Raw genomic sequence first — 14492 nt, 5'->3', positions numbered from 1 at the left:
GGGGGATATAACACATGGGGAAATTAAGTAAAAGAAATATATTGTGGATTGTGCCAATCGGTATCTTAGCGGTATTTTGGTACTTCTATGGTCCACAAAAGGATATTACCGACAATGAATATATTACATACGTAAAAAACTATTCCTATGAAAATAGTACAAAAACTTTGGAGAGTGCCTTTGCCTCTGCCTGTGAAAATCCATATTGGGTCTATTTTGAAACACAAAAGGGACAGGATGTTGTAGAGTTTGAGGGTGATTGCACGGTTAACAATGAAGTAGCCAAGGTCAATGTACAGTTTCTTGTAGACAACGACATCACAAGTGTTCAATCAGGTGCAATGCTTGTCGATAGTAAAATGCAGGAAGAAGCAGACCGCGATAAATTTTTGCTAGCACTTGCTAAATAATGAGGGTTTGCTCTAGGAAAGCGGATAAAATGTGCAAAGTAGTGGATAGCAATCCTAAAGTGACGGATAGAAAGGTAAAAGTGGCGGATAGATCCTGTAAATTGACGGATATAGCTCTGTGAAAGCAGAGTAATATTTTGATGCTGCAATCGAATAAAAATGGAGAGGGTTGATCCTCTCCAGAAGGTGGTTATTATTTTTTCTTAGCGATCCAAATCGTCCATCGATCCTTTTCCATGATGGAACCTTCTGTTGTGATCGCATTCCTTATATCCTCAAGAAGGGTCGATAATTGGTTGTCATTCAATTCATGTAATAGACTACGCCCAACCCTGCCCTGTAAATCAGCCAATAATTGCTCCTTATTGGCATAGACCTGTCTCGTCTCCCATAGTTTTAACTCACTCATTTCTTGAAAGCCTACTTCTTGTAAGCTTTCTGTCACCAACTGACTAGTGTGTCTGCGCTCTACTTCCTTTTGAATAAGCGAAGGAAAACTTTCAAAGAAATAGCCCCTTATATGATGAGCATCCCCTGGAAGTATGCAATCCTCTGGGGTGCGATCCTGTACGATAAAATAACCGCCTTGCTGTAAAAGCCGAAATGCCTCTTGAAAGCATGCTTTGACATCTTGTATATGATGAATTAAGGCTCGTTCAAGCACGATATCAAAAGTATCCCCTGCAAGCCCTGTATTGACAGCATTCCCTTGGACAAATGTGATTTGCGGATATGCTCGACAATTTTCTTTCGCTCCGTCTAGCATGGCTAGTGAAAAGTCTACACCTGTTACAGATGCCACCCCCATGTCGACAAGTGCCTTGGCATAAATTCCTCCGCCACAGCCGATATCTACTGCCTTTCCCATACGATGAAAAGGAATATGTTTCGCTAACGCTGCCTTCCATGAGCTATCTGCCTGTCTTGTTGTATAAGACGTACGATGTTGCTGATTGTGGAAATCAATCCCCATTCTCTTCACCCTCCCCTTTTATTTTAGTGTACTAGTAGATCAACCATAAGAAAAATCTATAATTATTATGAAAATACATAAGATTACCTTATCAAACGAAAAACCCATGCAAGGAAATGCATGGGTTGAACTTCCATTAACTATTTCTAGTAGGATGGGTGGACTTTAATATGGTCCGTTCAATTATTCTAATTTCGTTATTTAGTTTTGTAATCGCCGCTTCAATTTGTTGATACCGCTCCATTCGCTTGACCTTCTCAGTTGGAATGGAATCCTTTAAAGCAGCCTGTCCTGCGTATAAGCTTGACAGTAAATCTAGCTTTTGAAAATAAGCTGTGCTATATTGCTCCATAACACCCAGCCCCTCATCTGTTACTTTTTTACACGAACTTATGAATTGTTGTTCATATAAGAACTATAACCGAAAAAAGCAGCCTCAAAACTCGATCTAAATTATTATTTATTATCCATTTCCAAGTAAATGATTATTCTATAAAAGCGCTAAAGCTACGTTAATCATCTTTTTTTAACAAAGAATAGATAAATGTATCATGTGCTTGTCCCTTTTGATACATATAGTCCCTCAATATGCCTTCCTGTTGGAATCCAAGCTGAATTAAAAGCTTGGAAGATGCCTCATTCTCTAAAAAAACAATGGCTCCAATCCTGTTTAAGTTCATATCCCCAAAACCATATGCAATTACTTTCTGCACAGCTTCTTTTGTATAACCCTGCCGCCAGTAATCAGGATGAATTTCATAGCCAATTTCTGCTCGTTGATGTGCCGCCGACCATAAATGGAAGCCAACTGTACCAATCACTTCATTCGAATCTTTTCGTTCAATTCCCCAACGAATCCCGCGCTTTTCTTCAAAGGTTTTGGCAAATTGCCTGATTAATTGCTCGGCCTGCTTTAAGTCGGCAAAAGGCTCCTGCCCATAATAGCGTGTTAAAGCCTCATTGGAAAAGCAACGAAAAATTGCAGGAACGTCCTCCTCTGTGAGTTCTCTTAACCTAAGTCTTGCTGTCTCTAATTCTGGAAACATGCTGTTCCCCTCCTCTACCATCCATATCATTCTCTACTCTTCCTTCAAAATCCTTTTTTGACAATACAAACGTGCAAACCCAAAGTAGGCTTGCACGTTTGATTACCCAAAAGCTTGTGCTGCTAGAGCAAATAATGTTTGATTTCTTGTAGGTATTTTTTTGGCGTTACGGATCATGATTGGTGGTGTTGCAGCCATCGTAAAACCACTTTGTTGTAAAATTGGACCAAGCTCCATTTGAACAGATGGACAGTCGATACGTAATTTCCCCTGATAGCCCTTAGCCAATTCATTGATAATATCATGCGCTATTTCTTTACTTGGCGCAACGATTGGTCCTAAAAGAAGATAAATCGGCCCCGCGATCGTTAAGCCATAGCCAATCATTTGATTGTCCTGATTTTTCACAACAACACAGCGCTGTGACTGCTGTATTCTTTTACGCAGAAAGATTCTTCTACTATCCCCAAAGGCTGCTGCGTCAAGCTTGGCAAGCTGTTCAAAATCCTGCTCTTGAAATTCTTTGATGGTGCCTAAAAAATCGGATTCTCTTGTCGTCTCAACAAATTTGTCTGCCAAATATTTATGTACATGCTCAACAGTCGTGAAGCCCATCTTTTGATATAAAGGTTGTCCTTCTTTTGTAGCTACGAGCATAATCGCTGTTTTCACTGAAACACTATCGATACAGGCTTGTGTAACGATTCTACCTAAGCCAAAACCTCTGCATTGCTCATGCACAATCACCATACCAATGGAAGCTACATTTGTATCGTAGGGAATAATGGCTGCACAGGAAACAATTTTCCCTTCCCTATTTTTATGTCCAACTATTCTACCTGCTGCCATAATCGTTTCAATTTCGTAGGCATCGTAATCCCATCCAACGGAAGCTGATAGCTCGATTAATCCCTGAATATCGGTAGAAGTAAATAAAGTTAGCTCAAAATTCAATTAGATACACCCTCTGTCATCCAAATTTAAAAGAACGTTTGTTCCATTTTACAAAATCCCCCTTCCATGTACAAGCAATATCTCTTAGCTTTAGCAATTATTACTATATAAGTATTGTAAAATAGCCTATAATAGTTGCTAGACTATGCACTCCTACTTCAAGCATATAAAGGTGATTTCAACATGACATCCTATGAACGTATTCTTATAATGGTCCCGCCGTTTCCCTAGCTACGCAATCTACTTGTATCTAACAAAGTAGAATTTTGCTTGTAGGAGGGCAATATGTTGAAAAAACAGGCAGTACCATCTTTATTATTAATGATTGTTCTTGTGGCTTTTCCACAAATTAGTGAAACAATATACACACCATCACTTCCGGACATTGCCTCTGCACTTGGTGTAGCCAATAGCTCTGTCCAATTAACATTAAGTATCTATTTTATTGGCTTTGCATTCGGCGTTTTCTGCTGGGGATGGATTTCTGATTTGATTGGCCGTAGACCTGCCATGCTAGGCGGTTTAATTTTTTATGGAATAGGTAGCCTACTCTGCTTTTATGCAGAGACAATTCCTTTTCTATTAGCAAGTCGATTGCTCCAAGCATTCGGCGCTGCCACTGGCTCCATTATTACGCAAACCATTTTGCGTGAAAGTGTGACGGGAAGTCAACGCCATGCAATGTTTGCTCAAATTTCAGCCGTCATTGCCTTTACCCCAGCGGTAGGGCCGTTGATTGGTGGTTGGGTGGATCAAGCACTAGGCTTTCGAGCCGTGTTTTTTGTCCTTGTCATCATGAGTATTTTGTTATTTATCTATGCTTATTGCAGACTTCCAGAAACAACCAATCCTGCAACAAGACAAAGAACTGCGATTTTGCCTGTCGTCAAACGCATTTTCGCTTCACCCATCGTGCTTGTCTATGGTCTACTAATTGGAGGCATCAATGGTATTCTATTTAGCTACTATGCCGAAGCACCCTTTATATTCATTGAGCATTTCCGACTGTCACCTGGCCTGTACGGATTTCTTGGCATTATCGTTGCCCTTGCTTCCATAATAGGGGCTATGATTTCAAAGCGACTCGTCATCAGCCATCCGCCACAAAAAATCATTCATGTTGGCTGTTTGGTAATGCTTGGTGGCACTTTGCTTTTGACCATCGTCTGTACGCTACCATTGCACGCGAGCATGATGGCCATTAGTATGCTGATTACTATTTTTATAACACTGCTAGGCTCGGGCATTGCACTTCCTAATTGCTTAAGTTTAGCGTTAGTAGATTTTCAGGATGTCATTGGCACAGCAGGCGCTATCTTTAGTCTCGGCTATTACTTACTCGTCAGTGCCATCACATCTGGTATGAGCTTACTGCATAACGGTTCTTTACTGACAATGCCACTCTATTTCTTAGGTCTATCCTTGATGATGTGGCTTTGCGGGAGAAAGTTTATTCGATAATGGAAGAAAGCGGGCTTCCAATCGCTATTGCTTTTAGATAGATGAAAGACTAGAACAAAACCTCTTCTCCGAATAGAAAAAGTGGGTGAAATTTTACTCTTCGTAAAATTTCACCCACTTTGATTATAGGATTGCCTAGCTCTAACTTTTTCCACTGGCACCTATTGAATTTTCTCACTCAAACTGTAAATGCTACTGACAAAGATTGAACTATGTCAGTAGGCATCGGGCAGTGATCTAACTATCTCCTGATGCATAAAACTGATATAATAGATATACCATTAAAGTGAGGGGTGTTATTTATGAAAGAAAATTCATCCTTAGAACGTAAAAAGCAAGTGCAATTCGCAGTTGGTATGGCGGCCATTGACGGTGGAAAACCGAGCGCATTTACACAGAACCTCTTAAACCAATATGAAAATGGTCAAGTATCATCCAGCCAATTGAAACAAGCGATTGTTGAAAAATATACAAGGGTTTCACAGTAGTTTATGGACCCATATATTTATCCTAATACAAATGTCTTAATCAACAAATTAAATATTCGAGATGAACAACAATTGATTGACGTTGAAGCACAACTGTTAATCGCTGGGATTATAGATATTTCTTCTATCACGCAGGATATTGACTTCCAAAAATATAAAAGTCTCCAAACGATTCATCACTTCCTTTTTCATGAGCTATATTCATGGGCAGGAGAATTCCGAACAGTCAATATTTATAAAAGTGAACATGTTTTAAATGGATTATCTGTTGCTTATAGTGATAAAGATCACATTGTATCTGATTTAAAAACTATTTTCAGTTGGTCTAAATCTAAGCAATGGAAGTATTCTAATCCTCGCCTTGTAGAGGACTTTTCTTCATTTATGACAAAACTTTGGCGTGTTCATCCTTTCCGAGAAGGAAATACGCGAACGGTATCGATTTTCATGAAGCTTTTTGCTGAAGCAAATAGGCTAGACTTCAATGCTCAATTACTCTCACAGCATTATTTACGAAATGCACTAGTTCTTACCGCAGTAGAAGAAGCTCCGGAACCACAATATTTATTGAAGATGATGACAGATGCACTGGATGTAGCTGATTTCAATAAATTTAAGGTTGACGATGAAACGTCTAGTAATTATCAATTAATTGGGCATTATGATGTTTCCAAATATAAAGAAAAGCCCTTTGAAACGGATTAAGGAATGATTTATTTACCGTTTAAGTATGTTTTAGTTATTTAACACACTAAAAAGGATGGTGATTTGTAATGGAATCATCATCCTTTTTATATTTATTTCACAAAAGGTATCAATTCATTCATTTAAAACCTTTTACTCTTAGAAAAATCACCTCCCAATTGAAATTTAGTTTTTAACCCCATATTCAATCGAAGGTGTTTTTTTATTTGTCTATACTGTTGAGGTCAGTCCTCAACATCAAGTTTCCACTTTTTATACACCTACTAGTTTTTCCTAGCTATTTCTCTATCCTTGAAAATAATAATCCAACACTTCCTGAGGGGTATGAAAAACTTTGTTGCTTTGCGTTTTATAAAGAAATTTGGGATTCGTACAGGCTTTCTCTAGACTTTTTGCTTGCTTTAGCTTATCCGTCATTTGCTCAATAATATCTGTGTAGCCATCGAGCTGGTTTGAAATTTTCGGTAGCATCGTTGGTGAGATATCGAGTACAATAGAGACTTGATCCTCAGCATAACTATTTAAATTGATAAAAAAGCATTCTTCCAAATGCTTTGAATGTTTATCTACATTAATGACAGCCTCTTGATAATTGGCGATTAACCCTGTTGATGTATTCGTAATTGTAAAGCCTTTCTGTGTCAAATGCTGTTCAACCAGCTTTAAAAACTGCTCGACCTCTGCATCTAGCTTTGGTGTAACATTGGATTGAATTAGATCATTACATTTTTGATAAATGGTATCTATTTCAGTCTGTTTTTCGACAAGTAATTTAAAATTAGACATTGAATACACGCTTCATCTCCCTTTTTACTAAGGTAGACATTCATAAAGCGTTTTAGTCATGATCACGAAAAATAACAATTAAAAGGAGAAGTCGATGATTAGAAATTCTGTCAAAGCCATCATCATCATGGATGGGAAACTATTGCTAACAAAAAATCAAGATGTCGAGGGCTACTTTTACCTTTGCCCAGGTGGTGGGCAGGAGCATGGAGAGACCTTTCACAAGACATTGCAAAGGGAATGCCTTGAGGAAATTGGCTCCTCCGTTCACATTGGAGAGCTGTTATTTATCCGTGAATACATCGGACAAAATCATGAGCATGCCGCCTTTGACGCTGATGTACATCAGGTAGAATATTATTTCCTCTGTCAGGTAAATGCGCAAACTTGTCAACCAACCAATCCAGATAGTTTTCAAATTGGAACCCAATGGATACCGATTGAAAAGCTTCATACATATAGACTTTACCCCAAAGCGCTTATCCAACCGTTACAGCAGTTTATACGAGGACAGCAAACAACAATCTATTTGGGCGATGTCAATTAAAACAGGCTGTCTATTTCCTTAGACAGCCTATTGTTAAGGAAGCACTTTCACCATCGTATAGTAGCTACTGCCTGGTGGATAATCTTTAATTTCTCCCACTACTTGATAGCCATGAGCCTCATAAAAGGAACGCGCTTGAAACTCGTAGGTTGTCAGTAGGGCTTTTGTTGCCCCCATGTCCTTGGCTACTAACTCTGCCTGAGCTAAGAGTTTTGTACCCATTCCCTTTCCACGATATTCTTCACTAAACCAAAATTTATGTATTTCTACCCATCCCCAGTAGACTTCAGCTGTTATACCACCTATCCATTGCTGCTGCTGATCTGTGACGATTAACTGTAAAGGAAGAACCGCATCCTTCTTTCTACTTTCACGATGATGAGGAGATTGCTCATTATTATAGGCACGAATTTTTCGCTTAAAAAATTCGTAAAATCCTCATGCTGTTCCCGTAAAACCTCTACTTGATATTCCATCTCGCTCCTCCTATTCCTGATAACGCTTTATCAGCTTGTCTTGATGAGCTGCAAATATTTTTTCTAATGGAATATCGTACTGATTAGCAATCACGATAAGATTTCCTAGGACATCCCCTAGCTCTTCAATTAGCTCCTGCTTATTTTCTTCAAAGGATTGTGTTTTTTCATCTGGTCGATCTCTACCAATCTCGATTGCTCGAATCGCCCTTGCTACCTCACCTGTTTCTTCTGCCAAGAAGCCAATACGTGTAAAAATATTAAGCTCTGACCAGCCACGTGCTTCATAGTAATCCTTTACCCAGCGTTGAAAGTCATTTAGTTCCAATTCTACTTCCTCCATTTCCTTCCTCTTCAAAATAAATTATACTATAAAAGAATTCGATCAGATATGGAGGAAATCAGCTATGAAAAGTATTGCCGTATTTTGTGGATCCAGTCTAGGGGCTTCCGACGCTTATCGTCAAGGAGCGATTTTACTAGGAAAAGAATTAGCTAAAAGACAAATTACGCTTATTTATGGTGGTGCTTCTGTAGGCATCATGGCAACAGTAGCGAATACAGTGCTAGAAGAAGGCGGCAAGGTTATTGGGGTGATTCCGACATTATTAGAAGAACGTGAAATTGCGCATCAACAGCTGACAGAGCTGATTGTTGTAAAGACGATGCATGAACGTAAAAGTAAAATGATGGAATTAGCAGATGGCTTTATTGCCCTTCCTGGTGGACCTGGAACATTAGAGGAATTTTTTGAAGTATTTACGTGGAATCAAATCGGTCTGCTTCAAAAACCTTGTGCTATTTTCAATATGGAACGCTATTTTGATTTATTAATATCATTCTTTGACCATATGCAAAATGAGCAATTTTTAAAAGCACAATATCGTGAGGCACTTATTGTTGATGAGGACGCAGCAGCCCTATTAGATAAATGCGAAAGCTTTGTTCCTCCAGCTGTGAAAACCTATGAATTAAGCAAATAATAACGTGGTGAGGTTGGACCTAATTGGACTAACCTCACCTTTTTCTTACCTAATCCCCAATACTATCCTACGTTACTATGCAAAACAAAAGATGGATCCGGTCGTTCAGATTACTAGAGATTTGGCTACTATGATTTCATAAGTCCGCCTTCTTTTCCCTCTTTTTCACTGCTACCACAGCAATCAATACCATCCCAAGCTTCACCACCCCAATAATGGCATACAGACTAAACGAAAGAATCGCTGGGAATAAGACGAACCACCACGACCATGTAATCACTTCTGTTAGCTTTAATACGACAAAGACAATAGTCAACACCTCTGCAATGCCCATCTTTTCACCACCTTACTGCCCATTCTTGACTATATAGGAACCATATACCTTACGATAAGGAACATCGCAGGAAACATTTTCACTATTTTTTCTAAATCATACAACAGGAGACAGTAAGATGACGAATATTTTTGTAAAAAGCGAGTTTGCCCCTTTAAAACGAGTTGTCATGGCGCAATCGGAATTTGCTTTTCCAGCTAAGGAGGCTCCACCAGATGATGAATTTTTAACAGAAGAAACTTTAGCTCTTTATGCAAGCGTTGATACACTCGGTAAAAATTTTAATGAGGTATTCCCAGAAAGACAGCAGCAAGGGGAATTGGAACAAGCAATTTTAAACAAAGTATTAGAAAAATAGAACTAGGGGTTCCCTTCGATTCCCACATAGACGCAACGAAATTTTGCCCGTACGCAATCTTTTAGTACAGGAAGCAAACGAAAATCAATGTTTCTATGTCTCCATTCCAAAGCCTGATATGGCAGATGGTTTTGATTCTGAAGCTGGCCCCTTTTTAGAGGGCGGCGATGTGTTAGTGTTAGATAAAACGATTTTCGTCGGAAATTCAGGACTAGCCTCCAATAAAAATGGTGTGCAATGGTTGCGTAATTTAGCAAGTAACTTTGATTATACGGTGGTTGAAGTGCCACTTCATCCAACCATTCTTCATCTTGACTGTGCGCTTAGCCTCGTTAGAGAGGGTCTAATGATTGTCTGCAAGGAAGCACTCATTGATGGTATTCCCGAACAGCTAAGAGATTGGGATAAAATTCACGTTTCCCTAGAGGATGCCGCAAAACTTGCTACTAACGGTTTACCTATTAATGAAAAAGTCTATATTACAGACAAAGAATTTACATGGATTGGCGAGCAGTTAGCGAAGAGAGGTATCACCGTAGAATCTGTTGATTTTACGATTTCTCGAAGCTTAGGCGGTTCTTTTAGATGTAGTACACAACCCCTATTACGCACGGATCTCTAGCAATTATCTCTCCCACTAAAAAATAGTATGAATAATGAGCAACCTGAAATGGCACATTACTTGTAGGAGGTGGACAAGAAATGTCTAGAATTATTGGTGTGGAACAATCATTAACGAATATCGAGGATGCTTTAAAAGCACAAGGCTATGAAGTCATCCAGCTTCGCAATGAAGAGGATGCGAAAAAATGTGATGCTTGTATTATTACAGGTCAGGATCGTGATGTCATGGGAATGAGTGATCCAGTTATGGAAGGTCCTGTGATTGATGCGGATGGACTATCGGCAAACGAGGTCGTTGAACGCGTCCAAAAATATTTCCACTAAAAACATTTGTGCTGTCTCTACGTCATTTTGACGAGAGCAGCACTTCCTACATAAATGGTCTCTACTTATAATACCTTGCATTCTTGTACAAACTAATATACACGAACTTCAAAAAGTAGGGAGATATATGAGCCAAAAACAGATTGCAATTGTTATTTTAATGCTGACGACTACACTACTGCTTTCAGGCTGTTGGGATGTAACAGAGCCACAACGAATGTATTACGTACAAGGTGTGGGGGTTGACTATAAGGATAATGAATATACAGCATACTTACAAATTATCAACTTTGCTAACGTAGCGAAAACAGAATCAGCTAACCCTAATGCAGCACCTACCGAAATTGGTCAAGCCAAGGGTAAGACAATAGAAGAAGCCATTTACAAATTGTATCGTTCAATGGACCAAGAAGTATTTTGGGGACATATGACCTTTCTTCTCTTCTCAGAGAGTGCTATGAAAGATGAACATGCGATTGCGGTTATTGATACTTTTCTACGCTTTCGAGAGACAAGATATCATATTTGGGTTTACTGTACCCAAGATCCTATTGAGGATGTTTTATTAGTTTCTCCATTGTTAGAGAAATCACCAACTGCCGCCAAATTAAGTAATCCTAAAAATACAGCGAAGCAGGAGTCATTTGTAGAGCCTGTTACTTTAAGACAGCTCGTCATTGGCTTAAATGAGCCCAACCACGAAATGAAAATTCCTTATGTAACCGTCAACGAAAACTGGGAGACAATGGATGGCCCCAAAAAAGAAACCTTTTTTGCTGGCGTTGGTATTCTTTCAAAGGATAGTTTTAAAGGCTATATTAAAGGCAAATCTGCACGTGGAATAGAGTGGATGAATGATGAAACAAAGCAAGGAGAAATCACCGTCGAATTAGAAAATAATGAAAAAAGTGATTACTTAACCGTCGATATTAAAAAGCTAGATGTTAAAGTCAAGCCAATTGTGAAAGGTAATGATGTAAAGTTTGAAGTAAATTTAAAGTTCGATACGATTTTAAATGGTTTTAAAGGGAAGCTGACACCCAATCAGGTAAGAAAAAAGTAGAAAAAGCCGTCAAGGAAGAAATCCTAACTACCTTTGAAGAAGGACTAAAAATAGATGCGGATATCTTTCGCCTATCCGAATATCTCTATCGTAGTAATGTAAAGGCTTGGAAGAGATTAGAGAAGGATGGCAAAATTCCTTTAAGCAAAGATTCCATTAGCAAAATCGATATTCATATTAATAAAGTAAGCCCTGGCCGTAAAACATTTGCAGAAACGATTACTGAATAATAGGTAGAGACCATCCAAAATGGCATGGTCTCTTTCTTATGGCCATCTTGTCATGCTCTATTAATGGAAAAGATTTAGGAAACTTTTAACAGACAGGAAATCAAGACGATGATAAAAAGGTTTGGAGGAATATTTTTGGCGAACAAAGAAGCTATATTATGTAAAATAACGGTAGATCGAAGCCTTGTGCTAGAATTAAACAATTGGAATGGGACAATCATTAAACCTCCAAACCTCTAGAGAGTATTAAATTTGGCAAGTTTATTAGGGCTAAAGATCCAATACGTTTTTTAGTTCAAAGAAAAATGGACCAGCACTTGAGACTGGTCCTTCTTCCTCTATTAATGGTTTGTTTTCTTATTAAGAATGTAATCCCGGTAGACTAACAGAGCGACAAGAAGGAAGCTTAGGCTAACAAGTCGGAAAATCATTTCTACACTTATCCACTCAGCTAAAATCCCTAAGATAAATGCGCTCATACCGACCCCAACATCAAAGCTGGAAAGAAAAGTGGCATTGGCTGCACCACTTTTGGCTTCACTTACTTTTTGAACAGCCCAAGTTTGTAGGCACGGCATAATGGTGCCATAGCCTGTACCAAATAAAATCGCAGCGAAAATCAAAGTGAAATTATTTGTAGTATAGGATAACACGATTAATGATAGAAAACCGAAAATCGCTGACACAATAATGATCGACCATGGTCCATGCTTATCAAAACATTTTCCTGTAAATGGGCGTATTAACGTGGAAACAAGTGCGTTGATAAGAAAGAATAGAAAAATATGCTTTAATCCCTTTTGTTCACCAAAAAGAACTAAGAATGTAATAATCGCGCCAAAACCAAGCGTCGTCACAACAGTCAATAATGCCTGAAACCTCACTTCTTTTTCAAATATCGCTTCCATAAATCGAAATGGCTGCTTGTCATTTTGAGTAGGTGCCGTGGCATGCACAAAGGAAAGCATTATGATCGCAAATAGACTTAGTAAGGCTGACGACCAAATCAGCGTGTGAAAAGAAAAAGTACTGTAAATAAGGATCCCGAGACTTGGTGCAACAATCGCTCCCACGGTTGTGGATACCGAGAAATAGCCCATCCCCTCTCCTAATCGAGCTTTAGGGATACTATCTACAGCCATTGTACTATTGGCTGTCGTGGATACACCCCACGCTGTTCCATGGAAAAGTCGAAGTAATAGGAAAATCCAAATCGTGTGAAGCAATGGATACAGCATTGTAATTATTAGTAATGCTATACTTGCCACAATCGCTAGTTTTTTCCGCTTATGATCCATTAAATAGTACCCTACAAAAGGTCTTATCGTAATGGCACCTAGTGTAAATACCGTCGTCACCAAGCCTACTTGCATCGGATTGGCGTTTATGCTTAATAAATAGGCTGGTAAAATAGGTAATAGCATTTCAAATCCTATAAAAATGAAAAAATTACTTATAAATAGAAAAAGAAATGATGAAGTAAAAATTGGTTGTTTTTTCATAGTTAATTCCTCGCTTCTAATTATTTTTCTAAATTAGAAGCGCTTGGAACACTGCAACATTCCTTAATTGTTTTAGTTTTTTTAGCAATTAGCTCACCCTCTCTCAGTTTTATCACAACAAAAAAGACGCCATAAAACCGGCGTCTACCAATTACTTTGTATGGTTAAAAAGTCATTTTTCACACATGACTAACAAAGGCAAAAAGCTTCCGGTTACTACCTTCACTATGCTGTTTTCTTAAAAAACCATAGACTGGTCCCTTTGAGCCTAAATCATCTAATTGTAAAAATGTCTTTACCTCAATCGCCGTTCTTCTGAAAATCGTTTCCATGACTTTTCGCCTCCTCTCTCAAGATCAATTCATAGCTTACTATAATTTAATACAACTTTACCATAAAAGCAAATGCAACGTTGAAACTATGTATTAGACGCAAAATATTTTCCACGCATCGACTATTTATAAAGTTCTTTCCTTGTCACCGTCAATTAATTGAACATGCATCTTGGAGGAGCTACCTCCCTCTATATGATTAGGAACATCTGTTAAATCAAGTATTTCCTTTAGATGAATAGCTTTTTCACGATTGGCCTCGATGGTCACATGATATGGCCCTGCTATATTCATCAGTGAATTCATCCGCTTATCGCCTTTAAAAAAATCCGTATCGATAAATTGTAAATCAAAGGACACAGCTTCATTGCTTCGATTATGTAGAACAATGGTACATTCCCCATTCATTAAGTCTTTTCCCACCATATCAAACCGACATTCTCCATCCCCTTTGTATGAAATGGCCATAATGCCACTAGCAAAGGTTTCTTGGTATGCCATGATGAGCAAATGGGGTAAAAAAGAATAGAGTAATACTACCATGACAAATATTCGAAAATGATATTTGTTTATGCTCCTAAGTAGTAAAATCATAGCAATTATAAATAAAATCGAGCCAAAGATGCCAAGTAACACATATCCATCTTGTGTTTCGATAGGAATTGACATGAAGGTAGTATGTGCCATCATCGCTTCATTGTAAGGATACGGAAAAAACAGACACATACAAATACCCAACATAACGATTGACCCTATAAACGTCTTTTTATTGTTTATCATATGCTGCCTCCTTTCTAAGGTAATCCACAATATGCACATACCAAATTTACCATATTTCCCCTAAATAAGAAATGAAGCCTATGAAAAACTTCTATTTTAAAAATAGTCAATCCGTC

General features: G+C 38.4%; 23 protein-coding genes. 11 read left to right on the top strand and 12 right to left on the bottom strand.

Annotated features, from left to right (window positions below):
- Positions 1–14 precede the first annotated feature (14 nt).
- Positions 15–410 (top strand): glucosamine 6-phosphate synthetase, encoded by a 396-nt coding sequence (locus NP781_RS08030; protein WP_257521950.1) that lies wholly within the window; start codon positions 15–17, stop codon positions 408–410.
- A 193-nt stretch (positions 411–603) separates the two neighbouring features.
- Here the strand turns inward: NP781_RS08030 and NP781_RS08025 are convergent, their stop codons facing one another.
- From NP781_RS08025 to NP781_RS08010, 4 genes are all read right to left on the bottom strand, one after another.
- Positions 604–1383, bottom strand: coding sequence for a class I SAM-dependent methyltransferase (locus tag NP781_RS08025; protein WP_257521949.1), 780 nt, complete (start codon positions 1381–1383; stop codon positions 604–606).
- A gap of 136 nt (positions 1384–1519) precedes the next feature.
- Positions 1520–1735, bottom strand: a complete 216-nt coding sequence (locus NP781_RS08020) for a hypothetical protein (RefSeq protein WP_221683205.1) — start codon at positions 1733–1735, stop codon at positions 1520–1522.
- 160 nt (positions 1736–1895) lie between these two features.
- Positions 1896–2429, bottom strand: coding sequence for a GNAT family N-acetyltransferase (locus tag NP781_RS08015; protein WP_257521948.1), 534 nt, complete (start codon positions 2427–2429; stop codon positions 1896–1898).
- A gap of 102 nt (positions 2430–2531) precedes the next feature.
- The gene (locus tag NP781_RS08010; protein ID WP_257521947.1) at positions 2532–3383 is read right to left on the bottom strand and encodes a GNAT family N-acetyltransferase; all 852 of its coding nucleotides are present in this window, start codon (positions 3381–3383) and stop codon (positions 2532–2534) included.
- Between the two features lie 288 nt (positions 3384–3671).
- On the opposite strand from NP781_RS08010, the gene NP781_RS08005 reads away from it, so the two are divergent.
- The 3 genes from NP781_RS08005 (at position 3672) to NP781_RS07995 (ending at position 6037) form a co-directional block, all read left to right on the top strand.
- On the top strand, positions 3672–4844 hold the full coding sequence (locus tag NP781_RS08005) for a multidrug effflux MFS transporter (protein ID WP_221683216.1): 1173 nt from the start codon (positions 3672–3674) through the stop codon (positions 4842–4844).
- A 302-nt stretch (positions 4845–5146) separates the two neighbouring features.
- The gene (locus NP781_RS08000) at positions 5147–5332 is read left to right on the top strand and encodes an antitoxin VbhA family protein (RefSeq protein WP_221683202.1); all 186 of its coding nucleotides are present in this window, start codon (positions 5147–5149) and stop codon (positions 5330–5332) included.
- Positions 5333–5335: 3 nt separating this feature from the next.
- The gene (locus NP781_RS07995) at positions 5336–6037 is read left to right on the top strand and encodes a Fic/DOC family protein (protein WP_257521946.1); all 702 of its coding nucleotides are present in this window, start codon (positions 5336–5338) and stop codon (positions 6035–6037) included.
- Between the two features lie 285 nt (positions 6038–6322).
- Here the strand turns inward: NP781_RS07995 and NP781_RS07990 are convergent, their stop codons facing one another.
- Positions 6323–6823: a hypothetical protein gene (locus tag NP781_RS07990; RefSeq protein WP_257522514.1), complete on the bottom strand. Its 501-nt coding sequence runs from the start codon at positions 6821–6823 to the stop codon at positions 6323–6325.
- 94 nt (positions 6824–6917) lie between these two features.
- On the opposite strand from NP781_RS07990, the gene NP781_RS07985 reads away from it, so the two are divergent.
- Positions 6918–7370, top strand: a complete 453-nt coding sequence (locus NP781_RS07985; RefSeq protein ID WP_257521945.1) for an NUDIX domain-containing protein — start codon at positions 6918–6920, stop codon at positions 7368–7370.
- 33 nt (positions 7371–7403) lie between these two features.
- Here NP781_RS07985 and NP781_RS07980 read toward each other — a convergent pair whose 3' ends face one another.
- The 3 genes from NP781_RS07980 to NP781_RS07970 are packed head-to-tail and all read right to left on the bottom strand — an operon-like array spanning position 7404 to position 8189.
- Positions 7404–7667 carry a GNAT family N-acetyltransferase gene (locus NP781_RS07980; RefSeq protein WP_373880551.1) on the bottom strand — a complete coding sequence of 88 codons (264 nt, stop codon included), beginning with the start codon at positions 7665–7667 and terminating at the stop codon, positions 7404–7406.
- Positions 7668–7702: 35 nt separating this feature from the next.
- Positions 7703–7846 carry a hypothetical protein gene (locus tag NP781_RS07975; protein WP_257521944.1) on the bottom strand — a complete coding sequence of 48 codons (144 nt, stop codon included), beginning with the start codon at positions 7844–7846 and terminating at the stop codon, positions 7703–7705.
- 10 nt (positions 7847–7856) lie between these two features.
- Positions 7857–8189, bottom strand: coding sequence for a MazG nucleotide pyrophosphohydrolase domain-containing protein (locus NP781_RS07970; protein WP_370635396.1), 333 nt, complete (start codon positions 8187–8189; stop codon positions 7857–7859).
- A 64-nt stretch (positions 8190–8253) separates the two neighbouring features.
- On the opposite strand from NP781_RS07970, the gene NP781_RS07965 reads away from it, so the two are divergent.
- Positions 8254–8829: an LOG family protein gene (locus NP781_RS07965; protein ID WP_009371001.1), complete on the top strand. Its 576-nt coding sequence runs from the start codon at positions 8254–8256 to the stop codon at positions 8827–8829.
- Positions 8830–8965: 136 nt separating this feature from the next.
- Here NP781_RS07965 and NP781_RS07960 read toward each other — a convergent pair whose 3' ends face one another.
- The gene (locus tag NP781_RS07960; protein ID WP_221683196.1) at positions 8966–9163 is read right to left on the bottom strand and encodes a transmembrane Fragile-X-F protein; all 198 of its coding nucleotides are present in this window, start codon (positions 9161–9163) and stop codon (positions 8966–8968) included.
- 118 nt (positions 9164–9281) lie between these two features.
- On the opposite strand from NP781_RS07960, the gene NP781_RS07955 reads away from it, so the two are divergent.
- The 5 genes from NP781_RS07955 to NP781_RS07935 all read left to right on the top strand — a co-directional run bounded on the left by NP781_RS07955 (position 9282) and on the right by NP781_RS07935 (position 11762).
- Entirely contained in the window at positions 9282–9521 is a 240-nt protein-coding gene (locus tag NP781_RS07955; protein WP_255601731.1) for a hypothetical protein, read from the top strand.
- Positions 9522–9564: 43 nt separating this feature from the next.
- A complete protein-coding gene (locus NP781_RS07950) occupies positions 9565–10143 on the top strand; it encodes a dimethylarginine dimethylaminohydrolase family protein (RefSeq protein WP_255601730.1) in 579 nt (192 codons plus the stop codon).
- An 80-nt stretch (positions 10144–10223) separates the two neighbouring features.
- Positions 10224–10469 carry a YkuS family protein gene (locus NP781_RS07945; protein ID WP_257521943.1) on the top strand — a complete coding sequence of 82 codons (246 nt, stop codon included), beginning with the start codon at positions 10224–10226 and terminating at the stop codon, positions 10467–10469.
- Positions 10470–10596: 127 nt separating this feature from the next.
- Positions 10597–11532, top strand: a complete 936-nt coding sequence (locus NP781_RS07940; protein WP_257521942.1) for a Ger(x)C family spore germination protein — start codon at positions 10597–10599, stop codon at positions 11530–11532.
- A gap of 20 nt (positions 11533–11552) precedes the next feature.
- Positions 11553–11762 carry a hypothetical protein gene (locus tag NP781_RS07935; protein ID WP_257522512.1) on the top strand — a complete coding sequence of 70 codons (210 nt, stop codon included), beginning with the start codon at positions 11553–11555 and terminating at the stop codon, positions 11760–11762.
- A 341-nt stretch (positions 11763–12103) separates the two neighbouring features.
- On the opposite strand, the gene NP781_RS07930 is transcribed toward NP781_RS07935, so the two are convergent.
- From NP781_RS07930 to NP781_RS07920, 3 genes are all read right to left on the bottom strand, one after another.
- Complete coding sequence (locus NP781_RS07930) at positions 12104–13264, bottom strand: MFS transporter (protein WP_257521941.1); 1161 nt, start codon at positions 13262–13264, stop codon at positions 12104–12106.
- A 179-nt stretch (positions 13265–13443) separates the two neighbouring features.
- Positions 13444–13596 (bottom strand): hypothetical protein, encoded by a 153-nt coding sequence (locus NP781_RS07925; protein WP_257521940.1) that lies wholly within the window; start codon positions 13594–13596, stop codon positions 13444–13446.
- A 126-nt stretch (positions 13597–13722) separates the two neighbouring features.
- Positions 13723–14376: a hypothetical protein gene (locus NP781_RS07920; RefSeq protein WP_257521939.1), complete on the bottom strand. Its 654-nt coding sequence runs from the start codon at positions 14374–14376 to the stop codon at positions 13723–13725.
- Between the last annotated feature and the right edge of the window lie 116 nt (positions 14377–14492).

This window comes from Lysinibacillus sp. FN11, from assembly GCF_024628845.1.
GTDB lineage: Bacteria > Bacillota > Bacilli > Bacillales_A > Planococcaceae > Lysinibacillus > Lysinibacillus capsici.
This window is presented reverse-complemented; position numbering and strand designations above follow the sequence as displayed.